The sequence below is a fragment of the Spirochaeta thermophila DSM 6192 genome, assembly GCF_000147075.1.
In the GTDB taxonomy this organism is placed as follows: domain Bacteria; phylum Spirochaetota; class Spirochaetia; order Winmispirales; family Winmispiraceae; genus Winmispira; species Winmispira thermophila_A.
Genome location: NC_014484.1, coordinates 754,136 through 775,816 on the forward strand (window position 1 = coordinate 754,136; position 21,681 = coordinate 775,816).

The following is a 21,681-nucleotide window of genomic DNA, read 5'->3' on the forward strand; positions in this document are numbered from 1 at the left end:
ACACCTCAATATGTAAACGAAAAAGGAGAGGAATTCCCATGGAGCGCTCCGCAACGATCCCGGATGCGGCCCTGGATCTCATGCGACGTTTCTTCGAGAACCCCATGCTCTCCTCCTTCACCCCCCTCCAGCGGGAGGAGCGCATCATCCAGCTCCTCGGTCAGCAGGGCGACGTCCTCGCTCCCCGGCTCATCCGTGACTACTTCCCCGGCTCCACATGGAACCAGGTGCTCGCCCTCCTGGTGCCCGCCCTGAGGAATGTGACCAATGAGGCCCTCTTCCCCCGGCTCGAGGAGATCGTTCGTGGTCTCTCCTGGAAGTTCCTCGCCCTCCTCGATGAAAAGCCCATCCCCCACGCCCAGGTGGCCGACCAGGTGCTCGCGTTCCTCCGGAAGGTGCTCGCCCGGCAGGACGCGAGGCTCGCCTTCACCGGTCCCTCCACGGCCCTGTTCCACCGGGTCTTAGACCGCTACCTCGAGGCCATCTGCGCGGAGCGGGGATACGTGTACTTCGAGCTCTCCAAGGTGGAACGTCTCTCCATGGGCAAGGAAGAGCTGGGCGGGTTCCTGTCGACCCTCCTCCTCCTGCGGCCCGCCCTCTACCTGCTCACTCCCGACTCGGGTACCGACTTCCGTGAGCGCGTCTCGGGCGTGGTGCGTGCCTCCTTTGCCGAGCGGCTCTCCCGTGCCCTCGCCCGGGAGATCCCCCTCCTCCCGGCGAAGGTGGTGGAGGCGGCGGTCCTCTCGCACGTCTCCTTCGAGGAGAACCCCGGCCTTCCCGCCTCCTCCCGTCTCGTGGCCGTCTTCTCCCATCGGTGCAGGTCCTACCGTCCCGACATCACGGTGGACCGGGGGGCCGAGTCGCCCGACAGGAGCTGGTTCGCCGCGGCGAGGAGGACGTGGCGGCTTTACGGGTTCGATCTGAAGATGCTCGACGAGCTCTACCGAATCTCTGCGGAATACGGGTGGTGACCTATGGACAGCAAGACGACGCGAAGAGGATTCCTGGAAGGTCTCGTGACGGTGGCCATACTCCTCGTCCTCGTGCAGACCGTGCTTGAGGACCTGGCCGTGTTCCTCACGTGGGAGTGGAGGTGGAGGAGGGCCCTCCTCCTCGCGGGTTTCGGGTTCGACGTGTTCTTCACCCTCGAATTCCTGGTGAGGAGCATCACGGCGGCATCGGAGGGACGGTTCGCCCGTTACCTCTCGAAGGAACGGGGCTGGATCGATTTCCTGGCCTCGGTGCCTCTTCTCGTCTTCAACTCGGGGCCCGAGGTGCTTTCCCTCCTCTACGGCGGGGCCGCGTTCGTAGGGATGGCGGGCAAGCTCAAGCTCCTCAAGGTGGTGAAGATCATCCGCATGGCCCGTATCCTCAGGCTCCTGAGGGGGCTCAAGCTGGTGAAGCAGATCGCCTACATCGACTCTCCCATGACCCAGCACCACATCTCCCGCATCGCCGCCCTGGTGGTGACCGCCGAGCTGGTGGTCCTCTTCCTCTACAGCCTTCTCCCGGTATTCCTCCCCCTCAAGGGCGTGGAGGAGCGGTACACGACCGGGGTGGTGCGCACCGGCCAGGTCTTCACCGAGATGGGGGAGACCCTCACCCCTGACCAGGTCCTCACCCTCGCGGCCGCGCACGGGGAAGTGCTCGTGGTGCGCGCTGGGGGACAGTCGCTCTATTCCCGCTACGACGACTCGTTCTACGATCGGATGTTCGGCCCGCACGACTACGCCTACTACAGGGAAGGGGCGCTGGAGATCTTCTTCGACATGCGGCCCGTACATATCGAGTCGGCACGGCTCTCGCTCCTTGCGCTCTCCACGGTGCTGGTGTGTCTCTTCCTCCTCCTCTTCGTCTATGCCCCGCACTTCGCCCTCACGGTGACCGATCCCCTGCGGGTGGTGGAGCGGGGGCTCTCCGAGCCGGACTACGAGCTCGCCGCACGGGTATACCCCGAGTACGGAGACCATGAGGTCTTCCGGGTGGCCCGCCTCTACAACGAGGAGCTCCTGCCCCGCAAGCTCTCGGAAGGCGGGTGGACCTCCATGGAGAGGATAGAGGATCTGTTGGGGGAGGAGTAAAGCTATGGTGGTCTCGGTGCTGCGTATCCTCATAGAGCTCCCTGGGGTGCACTCTCTCAAGGAGAAACGGAGCATCGTCTCTTCGCTCAAGGAGAAACTCATCCGGCGGTTCAAGATCTCGTTCGCCGAAGTGGACCTGCACGACAGTCTGGGGTTCGCCGAGATGGGGGGTGCGGTGGTCTCCAATTCTTCGGCCTTCGGGGAGGGCGTGCTCCAGAAGGTCCTCGCCTTCGTGGAGGCCGAGGTGCCGGGCCGGGTCTACGACGTGTGGATCCACTCCGAGCAGTACTAGGAGAGGGCCTCTTCGGACTCCTCGTCGGGGGGGGCGAGGTAGAGGTCGGGGAGTACGAGGGTCTCTTCGGGGGGGCCTTCGGCCTCGGCGGGGCGGGAGGAGAGCTCGATGGTGAAGTAGTGCCGGAGCGGGAGGTATCCCTCCTTGTCGACATGGATGCACAGCTCGAAGGAGGCCTTCTCGTCCTTCCGCGGGGCGGGGAGGGGGGCGGGGAGGAAGACGAAGGTGCCGGGAAGGGCCTTGGTGATGTAGTAGGGGTTCTGCCAGCGCGCGTCGATCATGGGCACGGCCTTCCCCTCGTGGACGAGGAGCACGGTGATGTCGGCTGCGGGCTCGAAGGTGGGGGCGAGGAGGAGCCTGCCCCTGATGACCGGGAAGTGGAAGAGGTAGTCGGCCTTCGGTGGCGAGGGTGAGGATGCCTGGTAGTAGGGGCGCCTGATGCTCGTGATGCGTTTGAGGCCCTCGGTGGCGAGGGTGAGGATGTCGATGAGGAGTTGGGGGTCTTCCTCGTAGTGGACGCTCGTGTAGGCCACACCGCGGGCCGAGCTCACGTAACGTGGCGGCACCCTGTTGAGCACGTAACAGACGATGTCCTGTCTGCACTCTTCGGTGAGGCAGTACTTCCCGGGTTCGGTGTGCGCCTTCTCCTTGCAGAGGTCGTCCACCACACGGGTGACGATGTCCTCCATGAGGTTATGGACCTTCATCTTTTCCCTCTCGTTCTACTGTAGTGTACTCGTGCCCAGTTTTCAAGGAGATGGGGAGGTAGTCGGGCTGGATGTTGAGGAGGGAACGGTAGATCTTCTCCCGCGCGAGGGGATCGAGGGTCGCGAGCTGCTCCACCAGGGGTTTCACCCTGAGTCTGAGGTTGGTGTCCTTGTAGGGGCAGTCGGGTTTCACCACCGGAAGGCCGAGTTTTTCGACAGCGGTGCGTACCTGCGATTCGGGGACTTCGCAGAGGGGACGGATGAGGGTGAACAGGCCTCCGAAGAAGGGCTGGACCGGCATCATGGTGAAGAGGCGTCCCCGCATGGCCATGTTGATGAGGGTGGTCTCCACGATGTCGTCGAGGTGGTGTCCGAGGGCGAGGATGGGGATGTCGTATTCCTTCATGTAGGTGAAGAGATGGCGTTTGCGGTTCCGTGCGCAGAGGTAGCAGTTGAACTGGCCGTCGTAGTGCCCGGGGAACATGGTGGTGGTGATCTGGGTGAAGGGTACGTCGATGGCCTCGAAGTAGGCGGCGAGACGGGCGCTCTCCTCGTCGGAGATGGGGTACTCCTCCCAGTTGAGGTGCACGGCCTCGAGGTGGTAGTGGATGGGGAGCCACCTGCGCCTGAGCGAGAGGACGAGGGCCATGACGAGGGAGTCCTTGCCTCCCGAGATCCCGAGGAGCACGCGATCGCCTTCGCGCAGCATCCCGTACCGGTTGATGCCCCTCCCTGCCTTGCGGGCGAGGCGGGTGAGCCAGGGGGGGAGGGGGCCTTCGAAGAGCCGACGGATGTGGTCGAATCCGGTGGTGTTCATAGTGCCTCCATGAGTGTGTCCTCTATGGTGCGGGGTGAGGGGGGAGTGTCAGCGAGGGGAGGGGGTACGAAGAGTCTGATGGTGCGGATGGTGGTGGTGAAGGCGTGGACGGTTCCGGGGGTGAAGACGGTGCGGGCTTCGGTGTAGGGTATCGTGCGTTCGTCCTCGGTGATGATGTGGATGTCGGTCTCGAAGACGAGGGGTTCGGGGATGTCGAGGATGAGGTGGAGGGGTGAGGCGGAGGGGAAGAGGGTGGCGAGTGCGGCTTCGAGCCGGCTGCGGGTGGGGGGGTGTTCGATGGCGCGGTGGAGGGGGGAGGCGGGGTCATAGGGGACTTCCCAGATGCAGGTGTGGAGGGTGCCCTTGTGCACGTCTTCCACGAGGGTGTGGGCGGGTGCGGTTGGGGGGAGGAGTCCGAGGAGGCCGGCGTCGTCGAGGAGGTAGAGCTGGTGGGGGTCGATGATCCGTTCGGTGAGGGCGTGATGGATCGCTTTTTTCATCATGGCGGTGGCGGCGCGTACGGTGCGGTGCCAGTACACGGTGCGGTACATGAGGTACTTGCTGAAGAGGATGTGTTCGATGGAGGGGATGCCCGAGGGGGTGATGGCGAGGCCGGAGGCGGTGGGGCGGATGGTGGTGAGGATGTGGTCGATGTCCTGCACGCCGTAGGGGACGCCGCAGAAAAAGGCATCGCGGGTGAGGTAGTCGAGTTTGTCCGGGTCGAGGACGCCGGAGAGGAGGGCACGGAGGAAGGGGGTGTGAGGGGTGGGGGCGGGGAGGGTGTGGTCGATGATGGCGGCGGGGATGAGAGGGTCGCATCCTGCGTCGCGTATGAGTGATGCGAGGGGTTCCTCCTGGATGAGGGTGGCGCTCAGGTGTTCGTGGGGCGTGAGGGTGGTGCCGTCGGGAAGGAGGAGGTCCTTGAGGGAGTGGGTGTAGGGATAGTGGCCGAGGTCGTGAAGCAGGGATGCGATGAGAAAGCCGAGGACTTCTTCCCCGGTGAGGTGCGGGAAGGTGGGGTGCTCTGCGAGCGAGAGGAGCATGCGCCAGGCGAGGGAGAAGACGCCCAGGCTGTGGGAGGCGCGGGTGTGGGTGGCGCCGGGGTAGAGAAGGTAGGTGGGGCCGAGCTGGCGGATGCGGGTGAGGCGCTGGAAGGGGGGGGTGCGGAGGAGGGGAAGGAGGGGGTGGGGGAGGTGGATGTGGCGCCAGATGGGGTCGCGGAGGGGGCGGGAGGGGAGGGAGAGGAGCCAGGAGAGGGGATGGGTGCTCATGGGGTGTATGGTAGCGGGAGGGTCCGGGTGTGTCCAGGACGTGTGGGCTTGCGCGGGGTGGGAATGCTCCGTATAATGAAACAACGCTGCGTGTGGGAGGAGGCGTGCGGAAGGGACGTTTCCCCGTTCTCTCGAGTGTGCTCGTGGCGGTGATCTTCTCCTGTGGAGGGGGAAAACCGGCCTCCACCCAGGCCACGCCCTCCCCTTCGCCTGTCGCATCTCCCCTGCGGGTGGAGCTCTCCTCATCGGAGCGGGAGTCCCGTGGATCGCCCGAGAGCGTGCCGGATGTCCCTACGGGAGGGGACTCTCGCTCCTCCTCACCCCGTCCCTCCCTGACTTCTTCTCCCTCCTCCCGGGTGGAGGGCGAGGCGCCCTTTCTCCAGCACCTGAGGGAGTCCGTACTCGCGACCGACACCTACATCGGCCCCCTTCCGGGTCGTCTCGCGCCTTCATCGCCCGAAGAGGCGGCCCGCTGGACGGCACAGGCCTTTTCGACCAGACGGCTGCCGCCCGAGATCCAGGATGAGGGGGTGCGCCAGCACGTTCTCAGGACCCTGGCCTATATGGATCGGCTGGGAGTCTCCGTCACAGGTGTACGTATCGGACTGGCCTTCCCCGACGCCTCGGGGCTCTTCCACGTGAACATCAAGTTGTATCTCCAAGAGGGATACGTGGGGGGGAGCGTCGTCTTGAAGAAGCAAGATGCCGGATGGGTGGTCTCTGACCTCCTCCTCGATACGGCATCGTTCCTCTCTCCCGAGACCGAGGAACGCCCCTTCGCACCGGGAGGCTACGCCATGTTGCCCCTCTACTAGGGGAAAGGAGCAGGCCATGGGTACTCCGCTCAGGCGGATCGAGAAGGAATTCATCATCAAGTCGCTCGAGGATGAGAAGATCCCCGTGGAGCTCCTGCTACAGAGGCGGCGATACCGCGCGGAGATCCACAAGGTGGACTTCAAGACGGGCAAGATGTATCTCTTCGTGGAGGGGAACCCGGTGCTCGACATTCCCGTGGGCGACGAGGTGAGCGCCTATTTCCGCATTCACGGCACGCTCATGACCTTCGATATGGTCTACCTGGGGCGGGAAGACGACCTCGTGGTGACGAGCATCCCCGAAGGGGTCTATCGGGATCTCCAGCGGGAGTTCGAGCGGGTGAGACATCCGGAAAACGTGAGGCTCCTGTTCACCGTGAGGGGCGAGCGTTATGTCCTCAACTTTCCTTCCGTGAAGAGGGGGGGGGCGGGGACCCCACCGGTGGTGTCTTCCTCCTTCGATGCGGCCACCATCTCCACGCTCCTCAACGATTTCAGGAAGAAGGCGGCCGAATTCTCCACCGAGAGCAAGATCGTCATGTTCAAGGAGCGCACTCCCGAATCCGAGGAAGAGCGTATCATCACCGACACCGGCAAGGTACTTCTCTATCCTCAGAGCTATATCTACACGTCGGCCAACATCGACAGGCTCTACCCCCAGCTCAACCTCCTCTCCATAGACGCCATTCTCCTCTACTTCCGCGACCAAGGCGTCTCCAGGTCTGATGCCGTGCGCCGCATCAGGGAACTGGTGGCGCGGAAGAGGGAACAGAAGATAGGTCAGGAACTCTTTGCCCCCATCCTCTTCTATGAATACGTGATAGGGTATGTGTACCTGGTGAGCACGGTGGAGAAGAGGGTGCGTTACGACAAGCGGGTCCTCGAATACGTACACGAGTTCTGTGCGAGTCTGGCCTATTCCCTCAAGATCCATGGGTACTTCAAGCCCCAGAAGGCCGAGATCACCTACGATCGGGCGGAGATCATCGACATAAGCCTCTCCGGGGTCCTGTTCACGTTCCCTCGACAGGTGGAGGACGATCCCTTCCTCCTCTTCTCGGAGATCGAGGTGGTGCTCGAAGTAGAAGGCAGGAAGGTCCCCGTCAAGGCCCGTGTGGTGCGGCGTTTTCAGGATGCCGACAAGCTCTACGTCGCGCTCGCCTTTCTCGATCTGAGAGACGACGACAGGTTCTTCCTCGCACGGTCGCTCTACGGTGAGGATTTCTCCGGAGAGGTGAAGGTCATCTCTTCGGAGGGATCGGCGGAGGATTCTTCCTCGTGAAGCGCCTCCTCGAGAGAGGGAGCGATGGGGAAGTAGTGGAGAAGTTTCGTAAGCTCGATGACCCGTTTCACCGAGCCGTGGAGATTCACCAGGTAGAAAGCGATGTCCCGGCGTTTGGCCTCGGAGTAGGCGTAGAGGAGGGCCCCTATGCCGCTCGAATCGATGTAGGTGAGACCGTCGAGGTCGAATACGATCCTCGCCGGGTGTTCGGGAAACACCTTCTGCAGCATATCCTTTATCCGAGGAGCCTGGTAGAGATCTAACTCCCCGCTCAGGGAGAGGATGAATGAATGCTTCTCCCTGGTTACATCGATATCCATTCAGATACCCCCTTTGCTACGCTGCATTATACTGCCTCCCGAGCGAAGCTGCCAGGGGGTCATATGGTACGGACGTGATCCCGTATGAACTCCACCAGTTTTTTCAATTTGAGCGATGATTCTATGGGTACCTCTACGAAGCGGAATCCCGCCGTGTAGAAGAAATCCTCGTGGGCGGTCCACCGGACCTCGGCAGTCACTTCAAAAGGAGGGATGCCCGTCTCTTCGAGGGGTATCACCTGGAGGACGTGATGCGCCCCCTCCTCCAGGGGAAGCGGCTTCAGGAACTCGAGTTTACAGCCGAGGACAGAGATGTCCCTCACATAGGCGGGGGTCTCCTCGTCCTCGATGAGGGCCTTGGCGTAGAGATTATCGCGAGGTACTTTCCGCTTCTCTTCTCTCTGCTCCATGAGGGGCTCCTATAGCGATGCTTCCCCGGATGAGGGTCCCGTGTTTCTCCTGAGCATCCCAGGGCACTTCGTTCCCGCTGCCGTCGAAGAAGTGGATTTCCAGTCTGTCGAAGACCTTCTTTGCGATATAGAGGCCCAGGCCGAAATGTCGGTTGCCGTTCGCCTCCCGGTAGGCCTGGAAGGCCTTGCTCTCGATGTCGATCCTGTCCACCGGTAGATCGATGTCGTAGGGAAGGGTGGAGGGATCGAAGCCTCCTGCCTCGTCCCGTACCTCTGCGGTGAAGGAGCCGTCCTTGAAGGCGAGGGTCACGTACACAGGTGCAGGGTCGACCTTCTTCGAGAGCGCCCTGAGGGAGTTGCTCACAAGCTCGAGTACGGCGTAGATGATGGTCTGAGAGGCGTGCGGGAGTCCGACTATCTCCACTTTCCTGAGGAGGGAGAAGACTTCCGTGACCGTGGCCCCCGGATGAATCGTGAGTCGGATCCGGGAGAGTTTTTTCTCGCCAATCCGCAGATAGTGTGGCATAATCATCTATAAGGATAACCGATTCTGCCGAGAAATGCAAATAGGGGGAGGATGTGTTTCTCAACATCTATCTCTACCATGGGAAGATGGCCCGACGGATCGGGCGGAGGCCGGTGTTGGAGTTCTATGACGAGCTTCGCAGGCGGCTTGTGGAGGTATGGCCGGGTTGCGAGTTCGTGGAGCACGGTGACCTGTGGCGCCTCTCCCTCCCCCCCCAGCACTCGAGGGAGGACGTGCTCGCGCTTCTCTCCTCGCTTTTCGCTCTCAAGGAGTTCGTGGAGGACCGTTCACACCTCCATCACGGAGTCGCCTTTCTCCTCGAGGATGGCGGATCCGGAAGCGGCCGGACGCACGAGGAGATCCCCCTCGGAGGCGGCTGCCTCTGGAGCACGGAGGGGGTCTACCGTCTCCTCGTCCGACATGTACGGGCGAAACGGGAGGAGGACCTGTGGCTCCTCACGGAACTGAGGGGCTATACCCCTTCCTCGGTCGAGTTCCCGTTCTCCCGGATGCCTCTTTCCCGGGGACAGTGCAGGGCCCTCGGCCGCTGCCTGCACATACTACGCCGGGGGGGCGTCTGCCACCTTAGGGCGCATCCGGCGGATCTCCTCGACTGGACCCTTGTCTGGCGTCTCGAGCGGAGAGGGTGGACCGTCCTGCCGCAGTCCTTCCACTCAGGACGCATGCTCACCGCGGAATCCCTTCTCTCGGGTCTCCTCCGTCTCCTCATCTCCCGCGTGGAGGAGGGTGACCTCCCGAAAGGGTATGTAGGGGAGATGCTTCGAAGGGTCCGCTATGAAGACATCCTCGTCGACATCCCGCTCCGTGCACTCTACCATGCATGCACGCATCTCATGGATCTCCTCCGGCGCAGAGGACGGAAGGTGGTCGTGCTGGTCGCCTCGGAAGGGGGAGAAGAGGAGGAGCCCATCCTCGTGCGCCTCCTCGAGTGGAGCAGGGAGAGGGGGATCGGCTGGGTGTGGGTCTCATCCACCTCCCCTCCCGCGTGGCTGAAGGACAGAACGGTTTCCGTGGTGGCGCCTGGCCTCACCCCCCGGGACAGAGAGAGGTTCTTCCGGGAGAGAGGAGTCGATCCCCTCCGAGGAGCAGGAAGGTGGCACCGATTCGAACTCTACGCCCGGAACCTCGTGCGGGAGGACGAGGGCACTGGTCCCCTGGAAAGCTTCCTCATGGGACTCTCTCCGAAGGAGAGGAGACTCCTGTTGCTCCATGAGCTGTGTTTCCCCGTGCTGGGAGAGGAACGCATCAAGGACTGGGCCTCGAGATGGGATATCACGCCGCTCGAGGTGGAAGAGATGAGGAGCTGGCTGCAGGAGTATGGGGTGCTCTATCCGGGATCTCCTTCCTCCCCTCGGTATGCAGGAGTTTCCTCCTCCGGCGACGAGGTGCGGGAGATGGTCGCGCACCTCTCGATGGAACTCAGAAGGCTGGGGCATTCCGTCCCCTGGTTCTGGTTTCCCCATCTCCAGGGGGAGGAGCGGGATTCCTTCGTCTGGAACCTGTATCGGGGGTGGCTCCGGGGCGATAGCATGGTGAGGGATGCGAGAGAGGGAGGGCCCCTCTCCACACGGCTCCGAGAGGAGGAACGACGTGGGCTCCTCCTCCTTTCGAGGATGATGTATGCGCTCGAGGAAGAGGAGAGGGGGGAAGGGGACAGGGTGGTGACGTTGTACGAAAAGGAGACACCGTTCTCCTCGCCTTTCAGAGAGTTCCTCGATCTCCACGTGGTGCGGTATCTCCGGGGAACCGATCCTCCCCGAGCCCTCTCCCTTGTGAAGGACCTCATCTTCCGGCTCCAGAACGGTCGTCCTTCCTCGTTCCTCAGGATCGTCGCCTATCTCGAGCTCACCCTCGCCATCGCTGCGAGAGGCACCCTCAGGGATGCGGAGGAGTATCTCCACCTCGCGGTGCACCTCGGAGAGAAGGATCAGGCCACCGGGCTCCTGGCGTCGCTCGTGGAATCCACCCTGTGGTGGCTCGAGGGGAGCTATACCAGGACGCTCCTCTCCCTCACCACGGCCCTGGACGGTGCGGTGGGGATCGACCTGCCCGAGGTGAGGGCCGCCCTCGGATTCGTGCTCGGCCGGACCCACGTGGAGTTCGGTGAGTACGAGAAGGCCCTCGAGGTCTTCGACGCTACGCACGGATATTTCCAGTCCGTGCTCTCTTCAAGGGCCCTGCGGGTATTCAAGAAGTGGAAGGCCCGTTGTCTCTTCTTCCTCGACCGGTCGGAAGAGGCGGACCGCATCCTTCGGGAACTCCCTGAAGACGAGGAGGCGAGGTTGTTCCGTATAGAGGCCGCGGCCCGCGCAGGGGACACGGGAAGGATCATGGAACTCCTCTCCCTTCCGCCCGAGGATGTGAGGAAGTATCCGGAGGTAAAGGAGGACCTGCTTCCGTGGTGGTACACGGGCTTCGGGCTCATAGAAGAGCGGGTCTTCTATCAGCAGCCGAGGGAACGAGTCCCCAGGATGCTCACCCGGGTCCTGGAGCTCTACGCCCGGGGCATGGAGGGGGACATGTCCGCGGTGGAAGCCTTCTCGGAGATCATCCGCCACGCCCATCTTCGCAAGGGCGATCCCTATACCCATCTCTACCACCTCTGGTACGGCGAGATCCTCCTCGACCTCGAGAGGAGGGGACTCTCCTATCAACAGGATCATCCCCTCACCATCCTTGGGAAAGGGGTGAAGCTCCTCCAGGTGAGGGCGAGCAGGATAGAGAACGCCACCCAGAAGCGGCACTACCTCTACAGGAACTACTGGAACGGAAGGCTCATGGAACTCGCGCGCCGCCACAAGCTCGTCTATTGACAGGGGCTTCCGGCCTTTGCTATAGTTTCCCACACATGGTGGCGTAGCTCAGTTGGTAGAGCAAGCGGCTCATATCCGCTGGGTCAGGGGTTCGAGTCCCTTCGCCACTATACGAGGCGGCCAGAGAAGAGGCCGCTTTTTTCTTTTACAGGGGATCGTCCTCGTGAGGGGTGTGGAACCGGAGGGAACAACGGATGCCCCTCTCTTCGCAGAGATGCTTCCACTCCTCAAGTTCCTTCGGCGGGTACGGCGCAACCCCCCTATAGGCGGGATCGAGGGTCACCGAGGGCCTGAAACCTGCCACCACCACGTGGTCGATCCCCTCCGGCAGGTCCTCCAGCATCCGGGAAAAGACCTCCCTGTCCACGATGGGGGGGCAGGCGGTCACCCGTACCTCATGGGGAATCCCCTGCTGCGCCACGAGCCCGAGCGACTCCTTCACCTTCTCTCCACCGGTCGTGTCGCCTCCCACCCTGTGGTAGAGATCGGGCGCGGTCTTGAAGTCCACCGCAACGTAGTCGAGAAGGGGAAGCACCTCCTCGAGCCGTTGAGGAAGGGTCCCGTTCGTGTCGAGCTTGCAGGCGTACCCCATCCCCCGCACCTCCTCGATGAGGGAGGGGAGGAACCCCTTGAGCAGCGGCTCCCCCCCGGTGAAGACCACGCCCTTGAGTATCCCGCGTCTCCGTGTGAGGAATGCGCGGATCTCCTCCCACGGGAGGAAGTCCTCGGGGTCTCCCTCTACCAATTCGGGATTGTGGCAGTAGGGGCACCTGAGGTTACACCCCCCCGTGAAGAGGACCGCGCTGAGCATGCCAGGAAAGTCGATGAGGCTCGTCTTCACGAGCCCCAGTCTGATCGCCTTGCTCATGCCACGGCAGCCGCGCCCTTGAGGAGATCCTTGAGCTCCTCAGGCGAGGTGGTACGGCCCACCTCCTTCCCCTTGCCGTCGAGGAGGAGCACCGTGGGAGTGCCGAGCACGCCGTATCGCTCCGCGAGGCTTTGTCCCTCGGCCGTGTCCACGTCTACGGCCCGGTAGGAGATCCCCGCCTCCTCGAGGGCCTGCCTCATGGCAGGACAGTAGGGGCACGCCTTCCGGTAGAAGTAGAGGATCTCGTCGGCTTCCCTCCGCTCCCGCGTCCTGAAGGTGTCGAAGGACAGCCCCACTTCGAAGGTCTTCCTGTGACGGTACTCTTCCTTCTTGCCTTTGTTCCAGTTCTTGAGCGAGCGGTAGTAGCCGACGATCCGGGTGTAGATCTCGGTCTCCCTTCCTTTCACCTCGGCCAGCCTGGCCTTGAGGGATTCGATCTCCCGATCGATCTCTGCAAGTCGTGCGCTCACGTCCATACGTTCCTCCTATGGGTGCATTTACAGTGCGGCCTGGAGCCGTCCCTTTTCCTGTTCCAGTTCCTGGATCCTGGCGAGGATGCGCTCCCGCTCCTCGCGTTCGCAGTGCGGGCAGTAGCGGACCTCCCCCTTCAGGTACCCGTGCACCGGACACACCGAGAAGGTGGGGGTGATGGTGAAGTAGGGGATGCGGTAGGTTCCTGCGATGGCCTTCACCAGGTCGCGCACCACCCGCCAGTCGTCGATGGCCTCGCCCACGAAGGCGTGGAACACCGTACCCCCGGTGTACTGGATCTGGAGCTCCTCCTGGAGGTCGAGGGCGTCGAAGATGTCTGCCGTGTAGTCCACCGGGAGCTGGGTGGAGTTGGTGTAGTACGGTTCCTCCTCCCCTGCGGTGATGATGTCGGGGTAGTGCTCCTTATCGTGCCGGGCGAGGCGGTAGCTCGTGCTCTCGGCCGGGGTGGCCTCCAGGTTGAACAGGTCGCCGGTGTCCTCCTGGTAGTCCTGGAGCCTGCGGCGCATGTGCTGGAGCACCTCGAGGGCGAAGGCCCTCCCCTCGGGCGTGGTGATGTCCTTGCCCATGAAGTTGAGCAGGCACTCGTTCATGCCCACGAGCCCTATGGTGGAGAAGTGGTTGTTGAAGTGCTTGAGGTAGCGTTTGGTGTAGGGGAAGAGTCCCGCCTCCAGGAGCCGGGTGATGACCTTGCGCTTGATGGTGAGCGATTCGGCGGCGAGGTCCATGAGGTGGTTGAGCCGTCTGAAGAACTCGGTCCGCGAGTCCGAGAGATACCCGATGCGGGGGAGGTTGATGGTCACCACCCCGATGGACCCGGTGAACTCGTCGGAGCCGAAGAGCCCGCCGCCCCGCTTCCTCAGCTCCCGCTTGTCGAGCTGGAGCCTGCAGCACATGGACCGCACGTCTCCTGGCTTGAGGTCGGAGTTGATGAAGTTCTGGAAATAGGGCGTCCCGTACTTGCCCGTCATATCGAAGAGCAGGGCGGCGTTCTCGCTGTCCCAGTCGAAGTCCCGCGTGATGTTGTAGGTGGGAATGGGATAGGCGAACCCCCTGCCGTTGGCGTCTCCCTCGAGCATCACCTCGAGGAAGGCCCGGTTGATCATGTCCATCTCCTCCTGGCACTCGCCGTAGGTGAAATCCTGGGGCTTCCCCCCCACGATCGCGGGCATGTCCTTGAGGTCCTCCGGTACCACCCAGTCCAGGGTGATGTTGGTGAACGGCGCCTGGCTGCCCCACCGAGAGGGCGTGTTCACGCCGAAGACGAAGCTCTGGACCGCCTGTTTCACCTCCTCGTAGCCGAGCCTGTCCACCTTCACGAAGGGGGCCAGATAGGTGTCGAAGCTCGAGAAGGCCTGCGCCCCGGCCCACTCGTTCTGCATGATCCCGAGGAAGTTGACGATCTGCTGTACCAGGGTGAAGAGGTGCTTCGCCGGCTTGGAGGAGACCTTTCCCTCGACACCACCGAGCCCCTCCTCGATGAGCTGCCTGAGCGACCACCCCGCACAGTAGCCGGAGAACATGGAGAGGTCGTGGATGTGGAAGTCTCCGTTGATGTGCGCCTCTGCGATCTCGGGAGGATAGACCTTCTTGAGCCAGTAATTGGCCGTGATACTCCCCGAGTTGTGAAGGATGAGCCCACCGAGGGAGTAGTTCACGTTCGCATTCTCGTTGACCCGCCAGTCGCTCTGGGAGAGGTAGCCGTCCATGATGGCGGAGATGTCGAGCATGAGCTTGCGGGTATCCCGCATGATACTGTGCTGGGCCCGGTAGAGGATGTAGGCCTTAGCGAGGTCCACCTGGCGCTCCTCGATGAGCACGGTCTCGACCAGGTCCTGTATCTCCTCGATGGCCGGGGCCGAGTTGGGGTGCCGATCCCTCATGAGCGCGCGAAGCTTCTCCTCTACCAGATCGGTGAGGTGCTCGGCGAGGGGTTTGTCCTTCTCCCCCCTCACGCTCTCAATGGCCTTGAGCACGGCACGCGTGATACGCGACCTATCGTAGAATTCGATCTGTCCGTCCCGTTTCACCACATACTTTGCCGGCGCTTCCCGCCGGGACGACACCTCATGTTCCATGTCGTTCTCCTCCTTAGCGTGTCACGTTGTTGGTTTTCTGGATGTGTCCTATCTCCTCCAGGAACGCCTTGAGGTCCCTGAAGTTCTTGTACACGGAGGCGAACCTGATGTAGGCAACGAAATCGAGTCCCCTCAGCTCCTCGAGCACCATGTCCCCCAGGACCGAGGTGGGGATCTCCCGCGCCACAGGATCGTAGAGCGCGGCGCGCTCCTCGATGCGGTTCACCATCTCCTCGATCGTCTTGCCCGAGACGGGGAGCTTCTCCACCGCCCTCAGGATGCCCTTCTCGATCTTGGTACGCTCGAAGGGCTCCCTCCTCCCCGACTTCTTGATGACCATGAGGGGTTTCTCCTCGATCCGTTCGTACGAGGTGAAGCGATATCCGCACGCGAGGCACTGCCGTCTCCTCCGGATGCTCTCCCCGCCTGCGAGGGTGCGCGTCTCGATCACCTTGTCGTCGGTGCTCCCGCAGTGAGGACATTTCATGGTCCGCCCCCTCCCACATATAGGGTCTTTACATGATGATTGCATGATAACACAGTATATATAGTGTGTCAATGCCATGGGTGCGAGAGGTGCATCTCCTTTTCGAAGAGGGACTTGCCGGATCTCTCACCTTCACTTTCAGGACGAACCTGGGGTATGGTGTACCCATGGAGGTGCGAGGTGAACATCATTATCTACGGTACCAGAAAGTGCAGGAACACGCAGAAGGCCCTCCGCTTCTTCAAGGAGCGCCGCATCCCGGTGCAGTTCTTCGATCTCACCGAACGGCCCTTCAGCCCGGGCGAGGCGAGGAAGATCGCCCAGGCCCTGGGGGATGACGTGATCGACACCGAGTCACGGCTCTACCGTGAGCGCCTCGCCTTCATGGAGGTCTCCCCCGAGGAGCTCCTCCTCGAGTACCCCGGTGCCGTTCGGACCCCCGTCGTGCGGGAAGGTGCGCGCATCACCGCGGGCTATGTACCCGAGGTGTGGTCGTCCTGGCTCGCCTAGAGGGGTTGTGCGAGTGGGTTTCTTCCGGTAGAATCAGGGGAGGAGGAACGACATGGTGACCCGCATCTCACAGCAGGCTGAAAACCTTCACATCCATGCCTTTGAGCCCCTCATCTCGCCCAGGGAGCTCAAGGAGGCCCTTCCCCTCACAGAGAAGGCCCTCACCACGGTGGTGGAGGCGAGGAAGACCATTGTGAACATCCTCACCACGCAGGATCCCCGTCCCATAGGCCTGGTTGGACCCTGTTCCATCCACGACCCCGTGGCGGCCCTGGACTACGCACGGCGGCTCGCTGCGCTCCGCGAGAAGGTCAAGGACAGGCTCTTCCTCGTGATGCGGGTCTACTTCGAGAAACCGCGTACCTCGGTAGGGTGGCGTGGGTTCATCTTCGATCCCCACCTCGATGGCTCGGGCGACATCGCCTACGGCCTCAGGGAGGCGAGGAGGCTCCTTCTCGAGATCAACGAAATGGGGCTCCCTGCGGGCTCCGAGCTCCTCGATTCCATCGTGCCCCAGTACATCGCCGACCTCATCTCCTGGGCCTCCATCGGGGCGCGCACCACCGAGTCGCAGACCCACCGCGACATGGCGAGCGGGCTCTCCATGCCGGTGGGGTTCAAGAACAGTACGGACGGCAGCATCGACAACGCCATCAATGCCCTCAAGGCGAGCAGGCACCCCCACAGCTTCCTGGGCATCGACCAGGAGGGGCGCACCTGCATCGTCCGCACCACGGGCAATCCACACGGGCACATCATCCTTCGAGGAGGAAGACAGGGTCCCAACTACTACGAGGAGTTCGTGGAAGAGGCCGAGGCCCGCATGCGGGAGGAAGGCTTCGGCCCGGCCATCATGATAGATTGCAGTCACGCCAATTCGGGCAAGCGGTTCGTGCGGCAGGAGCGGGTCTTCAGGGCCTTTCTCGACCAGCGCCTCTCCGGACGCACCTCGCTCATCGGGTTTATGCTGGAGAGCAATATCCACGAGGGGTGCCAGAAGATCCCCGAAGACCTCTCGCAGCTTAAGTACGGTGTCTCGATTACCGACGAGTGCATAGGGTGGGAGAAGACCGAGGAGCTCATCCTGGAGGCCTACCACCGCCTGGGAGGGTGAGCATGTGGAGGTGATGGAGGGAGGGGCGGAGGGGGGGAGTGAAGGCGTGGTAGGTCTAAGATGGAGCTCATGAGGGAAAGGAAGGTGAGGGAGGTGCCCCTGTGTAAGGAAGAGAGGGAGTGGTACTGAGTGGACCATTGTAAGGAAAGGAGTGGTGGGCGCACGACGAGTGGGCGGGACGGCCCGAGGTGCGGTACCGGTATGCGGGCAAGGAGTGGGACGAAGAGAGCGGGCTGTACTACTTTGGCGCGCGGTACTACCGGGCCGAGGTGGGCCTGCACCTTAAGTCCTGATCCTGAGGGGACGCGGCTCGTCTCCCCCATGGAGGACGGCGCTCCCCGGAGTGGGTACAGCCTTGCCGAGGCGACCATATGGTACGGGTACTGCAGCTACAACCCCTTACGGTACGTGGATCCGGATGGGAGGGCGGATTGGGCGAAGATAGCAACTGGTTTTGGGATGATGGTAGGTGGGGCTGTTGTTGCTGTGGGAACGGTGGTAGAGGATGCGGTTACGGGAGGATGGGGAACATGGAACGATCCTGCATCGTTTGGAGCTGCAGGAACATTAGTGCTTGGTGGCGCCGCACTCATGGCAGAAGGGATAAGGGAGGACTCAAGAGCTTCCTCGATAGCGATACCGGATGCATTGGCGGAATCATCAGGGCGTGACTATGTGTATCACGCAACGAGTGCAAGGGCCTTTGTAGAAGAACTCACCAGAAGAGGAGCAGCAGCTATAGACTATGAAAACCATGGTGACCCGGAAGCAAGATTTGGACTGGCGTTCTATGTAGCCGAAGATCCAGGTACTGCTCTGGCTGAGACAAAATTCTCAGCAGAGTTTGTGGTAAAGTTTAGTATGGATAAGAGAAGGATACTGGGATCTGACAGATCCAGCAGTAGCCGCACAATATGGGTATGTAGACGGAATGAAGCATAAGCATGTTCCTGCACTGCTTAAGGAAAAGAGTTTACCTGGAGGTGCGGCGGCGATAAAATACTGGAGTGAGAAGAATCCTGGAGGGGTGTGCTACGCAGTAAAGGATCCCAGTATTCTACGGTTTGAAGGAGTCTACTACATAGGAGGACTTGAATGAGTGAAAAGGAAATGCCTTTTGAGACGTATGTATTAAAGTGCACCAACTGTGGACATGTGTTCAAAGAAGAGTGGGATGATGTGGATATGACCTTTGACCGAGTAGTAAAGTGTATAAAGACGGGAGAGTTACGTTACTATAATGCTTATGAAGATAAAATCTATAACAAAATAGCCGACCTCGTTAAAAGGTTTTTAGACACTAAATCCTTGGATGAGCAAACGAGGAGCGATAGATTTGATGATATTATTGATAAGATATATAGGAAGTTAACTGCCCTCTCATTAGGATGTGAGTATGCCCACCGGTATAAAAAACTGTGTCCCCAGTGTGGGGTGAAAGGGAAGGAGAAGTTTGAAAGAATCTGTGTATTCAAGGAAAGAAAAAAAATAAAGCAGTTGGAATATCGACCCTTGAGTGATGATGAGCTGAGAGAGCTGGTGGAAGAAATACTACGTGAGTATGAAGGAGGGGAGGCAGAGGAGGATGAGAGCGGGAGATAAGAGGAGAGGATGGTCTGTGGGTGGAGTGGCGGTGGGCGCACGACGAGTGGGCGGGACGGCCCGAGGTGCGGTACCGGTATGCGGGCAAGGAGTGGGACGAAGAGAGCGGGCTGTACTACTTTGGCGCGCGGTACTACCGGGCCGAGGTGGGCCTGTGGCTGAGCCCTGATCCGGAGGGAGTGCGGCTCGTCTCCCCATGGAGGACGGCGCTCCCCGGAGTGGGTACAGCCTTGCCGAGGCGACCATATGGTACGGGTACTGCAGCTACAACCCCTTACGGTACGTGGATCCGGATGGGAGGGCGGATTGGGCGAAGATAGCAACTGGTTTTGGGATGATGGTAGGTGGGGCTGTTGTTGCTGTGGGAACGGTGGTAGAGGATGCGGTTACGGGAGGATGGGGAACATGGAACGATCCTGCATCGTTTGGAGCTGCAGGAACATTAGTGCTTGGTGGCGCCGCACTCATGGCAGAAGGGATAAGGGAGGAGGCTGAAATAAAGAACACACTAGTAGAAAGCATATCTCTTTCTTCCCAAGGGCGTTTGATAATTTTTAGACATTATAGTAGAATAGAATATGCAGAAAGTATTTTATCAGGGTTGTGGCCTGGAACATATGTGACTACGGCAGAAGGGCCGCCCATGACAGGAAAGCAAGCTCAACAATTATTAGCGTTGCCCCATGAAGAACCTCCTAATTGTTATTATGAAGTAGTATTACCAGAAGGATATCCTGTTATAGGACCTCATCCTGTGGAGCCCACAGAAGTTCCTCCTCGGACGGGAGGAGGGGTAGAATATATATTACCAGAGGGAGCTCCAGCCGGATGCATTAGAGGGCCATTCCCAATTCCTCTGGAATAGGAGAAAATATGGGAAGCAAGTGTCCATTTAGTGTAGGAGATGAAGTGATTTTTGTTCCTTCAGAGAGAACGAAAGGGTGGTATCAGCAGATATTTGAGTTGATGGGGTTAATTCCAGGTAGAAAATATGTAATTAAAAAGATTGTGGAAGATACATATCTGTATTTTGATAACAACATTGGAGGATTTCCTTGGACTGATTTCAAGAAGCCAGGAGAAAAGGAGTAGCGTATGTCTATGCTGCGCTTCATAAGAGTGGATATGGGGAAAGAATAGAATAAAGGCTGAGGGATGAGTGGGGCAAGGAGAGCGGGCTGTACTACTTTGGCGCGCGGTACTACCGGGCCGAGGTGGGCCTGCACCTTAAGTCCTGATCCTGAGGGGACGCGGCTCGTCTCCCCCATGGAGGACGGGGCTCCCCGGAGTGGGTACAGCCTTGCCGAGGCGGCCATATGGTACGGGTACTGCAGCTACAACCCATTACGGTACGTGGATCCGGATGGGAGGGAGCAATCATATCTATATGATATTTTAGGAATTAACGAAGAGCAGCGAGAAGCACTGAAATTGTTAGGTCCTATAGGGATTTTGCGGGCACGAGCCATTGTTGATGAACGGCTAGAAGCAGCTCAAAAATATGCCCATGAAAGGCGTCTAGGACCTCCTGTAGACAATGAAGCAGATGCTTATAGACATTTTACATGGAATGTGAAAAATGTTGAAGTGTTTGGTGTGGAAAAGGCAAAAACTATAGCGGATAATCATGAGAAGTATTCAGCTGAAGGTTTTGGAGGTTCTCGTAGGTCTCTCATGGATTTATGGAATAACAGCGTAGGGAGACAACTTGCCGCGCTCTTCCCTGGAGTGAGTGAGGAATCTTTATGGGAAGCGGCGGTGAACGCGGGAGTGGTGGTCCTTACCCCTGACGATCCGCGTTTGGATGAGTGGAGTTCCTCTTCTGAGTGGCAGGGAGAAGTCAGCATGACAGAGGAGCAAAAGAGAGCGGTAGAAAAACACCTAGAGCAATCAGGAGGAGGAGGAGATGAATCATGTGAGTAAGTTGTTTTTTCGATTAGTAGTTGTCACGGTCAGCATTATGATAATTGGGTGCTCGAATAATAATGTAAAAAGGATAGAATATAGCTTCAAACAGGTAAATGGTTTGAAGGATGAGGATGTGGTTATTGAACTAGCAGAAGAAGACAAGAATGGAATTTCTGTGAATATCAATTTCAAAAGGAAAGAGATCCCATTTACATACGATATTGTTTTTGGAGATGCGGGAATTTATGCTGTTGATGTACTATGTGAAGGAAGACTAAAAGGCGGAAAAGTTGAAGTGATACTTTCTTATAGTGGGAGTGGAAAAGTGGTATGGCAAAAGGAGATTGTCCCAGGACGAGTAAATATAAAGAGCTCCCAGATAGATTTCTATTCTAATGAGCTGACAGTTTTACTTGAATTTAGAGAAGCTATAGAAGGAACACTTAAGATTATCATCACCCCTTGTTCAATATAGAGGTGCATTGGGAACCTAAAGATTAGGAGAACACGGCGAGATACACAGGACCAGGCCATAGTGTTTAGTCAAGTATACTGCGTCCCGTAAGAGTGGACACGGAGAGATGGTAGAGGTAAGACTGGAATAAGGAGAGGAGGAGGCACATGAAGAAGCGGACATGGACGACTGAAGAGAAGCTTGGGAGCGTGGAAGGGGGTGATGGAGATACGGAGGCGGAGAGTGCGCGGTGGGTGCACAGCGACCTGGTGGGGAGCGTGAGCGTGCTGACGGACGGGGGAGGGAACGTGGTGGGGAAGTGGGTGTACCTGGCGTACGGGGAGCTGTGGGTGGAGTGGCGGTGGGCGCACGACGAGTGGGCGGGACGTCCTTAAGGTGCGGTACCGGTATGCGGGCAAGGATGCTCCTTGTGCGATGCTCTAAACTGCAGTATACTGGTACTCAGTATGGGGGATGATACCATCATCGGTTCCAGCCCGGTGGGCAAGCGGCTGGGGTCCATCCAGAAGCGCGAGAAGAACTACTGCCTCATCTTCGGCAACAAACGGCTCCCGATCGTGACCAAGATCACGATAGGCCGCGCCTCGGACAACGATGTGGTGATCGACAACAAGCTCGCGAGCAGGTATCACGCCTTCATACAGAAAGTCAAGAACGAGTACTTCCTCAAGGATCTCAACAGTACGAACGGCACCTATCTCAATGGGGTCCGCATTCCCCCTGACAAGTACTTGAAGCTCGCACCGGGGGACGTGGTGACCATCGGCAAGACGAATCTCATCGTGATGTGACACG

General features: G+C 59.8%; 29 protein-coding genes and 1 tRNA gene. 20 read left to right on the plus strand and 10 right to left on the minus strand.

Features of this window, described 5'->3' with window-relative positions:
* The first annotated feature begins 38 nt into the window (after positions 1–38).
* The 3 genes from STHERM_RS03300 to STHERM_RS03310 are packed head-to-tail and all read left to right on the plus strand — an operon-like array spanning position 39 to position 2,373.
* On the plus strand, positions 39–971 hold the full coding sequence (locus STHERM_RS03300; RefSeq protein WP_148223858.1) for a hypothetical protein: 933 nt from the start codon (positions 39–41) through the stop codon (positions 969–971).
* Positions 972–974: 3 nt separating this feature from the next.
* Positions 975–2,081, plus strand: a complete 1,107-nt coding sequence (locus STHERM_RS03305; RefSeq protein WP_013313468.1) for an ion transporter — start codon at positions 975–977, stop codon at positions 2,079–2,081.
* Between the two features lie 4 nt (positions 2,082–2,085).
* Complete coding sequence (locus STHERM_RS03310; protein ID WP_013313469.1) at positions 2,086–2,373, plus strand: DUF503 domain-containing protein; 288 nt, start codon at positions 2,086–2,088, stop codon at positions 2,371–2,373.
* On the opposite strand, the gene STHERM_RS03315 is transcribed toward STHERM_RS03310, so the two are convergent.
* From STHERM_RS03315 to STHERM_RS03325, 3 genes are read right to left on the minus strand one after another with little or no spacing between them, the layout of a single operon-like run.
* Positions 2,370–3,080, minus strand: coding sequence for a late competence development ComFB family protein (locus STHERM_RS03315; RefSeq protein ID WP_013313470.1), 711 nt, complete (start codon positions 3,078–3,080; stop codon positions 2,370–2,372). The genes STHERM_RS03310 and STHERM_RS03315 overlap by 4 nt on opposite strands.
* A complete protein-coding gene (locus tag STHERM_RS03320; protein ID WP_013313471.1) occupies positions 3,067–3,897 on the minus strand; it encodes a tRNA lysidine(34) synthetase in 831 nt (276 codons plus the stop codon). Before STHERM_RS03320 ends, STHERM_RS03315 begins: the two co-directional genes overlap by 14 nt.
* Positions 3,894–5,168: an HD domain-containing protein gene (locus tag STHERM_RS03325; protein ID WP_041623199.1), complete on the minus strand. Its 1,275-nt coding sequence runs from the start codon at positions 5,166–5,168 to the stop codon at positions 3,894–3,896. Before STHERM_RS03325 ends, STHERM_RS03320 begins: the two co-directional genes overlap by 4 nt.
* Positions 5,169–5,272: 104 nt before the next feature.
* Between STHERM_RS03325 and STHERM_RS03330 the strand changes: the two genes are divergently transcribed.
* Positions 5,273–5,983, plus strand: coding sequence for a hypothetical protein (locus STHERM_RS03330; protein WP_041623201.1), 711 nt, complete (start codon positions 5,273–5,275; stop codon positions 5,981–5,983).
* A gap of 16 nt (positions 5,984–5,999) precedes the next feature.
* The gene (locus tag STHERM_RS03335) at positions 6,000–7,265 is read left to right on the plus strand and encodes a PilZ domain-containing protein (protein ID WP_013313474.1); all 1,266 of its coding nucleotides are present in this window, start codon (positions 6,000–6,002) and stop codon (positions 7,263–7,265) included.
* On the opposite strand, the gene STHERM_RS03340 is transcribed toward STHERM_RS03335, so the two are convergent.
* The 3 genes from STHERM_RS03340 to STHERM_RS03350 are packed head-to-tail and all read right to left on the minus strand — an operon-like array spanning position 7,193 to position 8,527.
* Complete coding sequence (locus STHERM_RS03340; RefSeq protein ID WP_013313475.1) at positions 7,193–7,585, minus strand: STAS domain-containing protein; 393 nt, start codon at positions 7,583–7,585, stop codon at positions 7,193–7,195. The genes STHERM_RS03335 and STHERM_RS03340 overlap by 73 nt on opposite strands.
* A gap of 59 nt (positions 7,586–7,644) precedes the next feature.
* A complete protein-coding gene (locus tag STHERM_RS03345) occupies positions 7,645–7,995 on the minus strand; it encodes a PilZ domain-containing protein (RefSeq protein WP_013313476.1) in 351 nt (116 codons plus the stop codon).
* Positions 7,955–8,527, minus strand: a complete 573-nt coding sequence (locus STHERM_RS03350; RefSeq protein ID WP_013313477.1) for an ATP-binding protein — start codon at positions 8,525–8,527, stop codon at positions 7,955–7,957. Before STHERM_RS03350 ends, STHERM_RS03345 begins: the two co-directional genes overlap by 41 nt.
* 47 nt (positions 8,528–8,574) lie before the next feature.
* Between STHERM_RS03350 and STHERM_RS03355 the strand changes: the two genes are divergently transcribed.
* Both STHERM_RS03355 and STHERM_RS03360 read left to right on the plus strand, forming a co-directional pair.
* Entirely contained in the window at positions 8,575–11,355 is a 2,781-nt protein-coding gene (locus STHERM_RS03355) for a tetratricopeptide repeat protein (protein WP_013313478.1), read from the plus strand.
* A 37-nt stretch (positions 11,356–11,392) separates the two neighbouring features.
* Positions 11,393–11,465, plus strand: a tRNA-Met gene (locus STHERM_RS03360).
* A 35-nt stretch (positions 11,466–11,500) separates the two neighbouring features.
* On the opposite strand, the gene STHERM_RS03365 is transcribed toward STHERM_RS03360, so the two are convergent.
* Genes STHERM_RS03365 through nrdR form a run of 4 tightly spaced genes read right to left on the minus strand, consistent with a single transcriptional unit; the run spans position 11,501 to position 15,277 of the window.
* Complete coding sequence (locus STHERM_RS03365) at positions 11,501–12,223, minus strand: anaerobic ribonucleoside-triphosphate reductase activating protein (RefSeq protein WP_013313479.1); 723 nt, start codon at positions 12,221–12,223, stop codon at positions 11,501–11,503.
* On the minus strand, positions 12,220–12,699 hold the full coding sequence (gene nrdD / locus STHERM_RS03370) for a thioredoxin family protein (protein WP_013313480.1): 480 nt from the start codon (positions 12,697–12,699) through the stop codon (positions 12,220–12,222). Before nrdD ends, STHERM_RS03365 begins: the two co-directional genes overlap by 4 nt.
* Positions 12,700–12,720: 21 nt before the next feature.
* Positions 12,721–14,790, minus strand: coding sequence for a ribonucleoside triphosphate reductase (locus STHERM_RS03375; protein ID WP_013313481.1), 2,070 nt, complete (start codon positions 14,788–14,790; stop codon positions 12,721–12,723).
* A gap of 13 nt (positions 14,791–14,803) precedes the next feature.
* A complete protein-coding gene (gene nrdR, locus STHERM_RS03380) occupies positions 14,804–15,277 on the minus strand; it encodes a transcriptional regulator NrdR (protein WP_013313482.1) in 474 nt (157 codons plus the stop codon).
* 180 nt (positions 15,278–15,457) lie between these two features.
* Between nrdR and STHERM_RS03385 the strand changes: the two genes are divergently transcribed.
* The 13 genes from STHERM_RS03385 (at position 15,458) to STHERM_RS03415 (ending at position 21,677) form a co-directional block, all read left to right on the plus strand.
* Positions 15,458–15,787 (plus strand): arsenate reductase family protein, encoded by a 330-nt coding sequence (locus STHERM_RS03385; RefSeq protein ID WP_041623202.1) that lies wholly within the window; start codon positions 15,458–15,460, stop codon positions 15,785–15,787.
* Between the two features lie 52 nt (positions 15,788–15,839).
* The gene (locus STHERM_RS03390) at positions 15,840–16,901 is read left to right on the plus strand and encodes a 3-deoxy-7-phosphoheptulonate synthase (protein ID WP_013313484.1); all 1,062 of its coding nucleotides are present in this window, start codon (positions 15,840–15,842) and stop codon (positions 16,899–16,901) included.
* Positions 16,902–17,089: 188 nt separating this feature from the next.
* Positions 17,090–17,194 (plus strand): RHS repeat-associated core domain-containing protein, encoded by a 105-nt coding sequence (locus STHERM_RS11430; protein WP_013313485.1) that lies wholly within the window; start codon positions 17,090–17,092, stop codon positions 17,192–17,194.
* A gap of 115 nt (positions 17,195–17,309) precedes the next feature.
* Positions 17,310–17,843, plus strand: a complete 534-nt coding sequence (locus tag STHERM_RS11695; RefSeq protein WP_148223837.1) for a hypothetical protein — start codon at positions 17,310–17,312, stop codon at positions 17,841–17,843.
* Positions 17,833–18,000 carry a hypothetical protein gene (locus STHERM_RS11840; protein WP_158304539.1) on the plus strand — a complete coding sequence of 56 codons (168 nt, stop codon included), beginning with the start codon at positions 17,833–17,835 and terminating at the stop codon, positions 17,998–18,000. Before STHERM_RS11695 ends, STHERM_RS11840 begins: the two co-directional genes overlap by 11 nt.
* Positions 17,997–18,503 carry a hypothetical protein gene (locus tag STHERM_RS03395; RefSeq protein WP_041623205.1) on the plus strand — a complete coding sequence of 169 codons (507 nt, stop codon included), beginning with the start codon at positions 17,997–17,999 and terminating at the stop codon, positions 18,501–18,503. Before STHERM_RS11840 ends, STHERM_RS03395 begins: the two co-directional genes overlap by 4 nt.
* 20 nt (positions 18,504–18,523) lie before the next feature.
* Positions 18,524–18,823 carry an RHS repeat-associated core domain-containing protein gene (locus tag STHERM_RS11435; RefSeq protein ID WP_013313487.1) on the plus strand — a complete coding sequence of 100 codons (300 nt, stop codon included), beginning with the start codon at positions 18,524–18,526 and terminating at the stop codon, positions 18,821–18,823.
* Positions 18,787–19,368 (plus strand): hypothetical protein, encoded by a 582-nt coding sequence (locus STHERM_RS11700; RefSeq protein WP_148223859.1) that lies wholly within the window; start codon positions 18,787–18,789, stop codon positions 19,366–19,368. Before STHERM_RS11435 ends, STHERM_RS11700 begins: the two co-directional genes overlap by 37 nt.
* An 8-nt stretch (positions 19,369–19,376) precedes the next feature.
* On the plus strand, positions 19,377–19,595 hold the full coding sequence (locus tag STHERM_RS03400; RefSeq protein ID WP_013313488.1) for a hypothetical protein: 219 nt from the start codon (positions 19,377–19,379) through the stop codon (positions 19,593–19,595).
* A 261-nt stretch (positions 19,596–19,856) separates the two neighbouring features.
* Positions 19,857–20,426 (plus strand): DUF6973 domain-containing protein, encoded by a 570-nt coding sequence (locus tag STHERM_RS11705; protein ID WP_148223860.1) that lies wholly within the window; start codon positions 19,857–19,859, stop codon positions 20,424–20,426.
* Positions 20,410–20,886 (plus strand): hypothetical protein, encoded by a 477-nt coding sequence (locus STHERM_RS03405; RefSeq protein WP_013313490.1) that lies wholly within the window; start codon positions 20,410–20,412, stop codon positions 20,884–20,886. Before STHERM_RS11705 ends, STHERM_RS03405 begins: the two co-directional genes overlap by 17 nt.
* Before the next feature lie 146 nt (positions 20,887–21,032).
* Positions 21,033–21,260 carry a hypothetical protein gene (locus STHERM_RS03410; RefSeq protein ID WP_013313491.1) on the plus strand — a complete coding sequence of 76 codons (228 nt, stop codon included), beginning with the start codon at positions 21,033–21,035 and terminating at the stop codon, positions 21,258–21,260.
* Between the two features lie 72 nt (positions 21,261–21,332).
* Complete coding sequence (locus tag STHERM_RS03415) at positions 21,333–21,677, plus strand: FHA domain-containing protein (RefSeq protein ID WP_041623209.1); 345 nt, start codon at positions 21,333–21,335, stop codon at positions 21,675–21,677.
* The last annotated feature ends 4 nt before the right edge of the window (positions 21,678–21,681 follow it).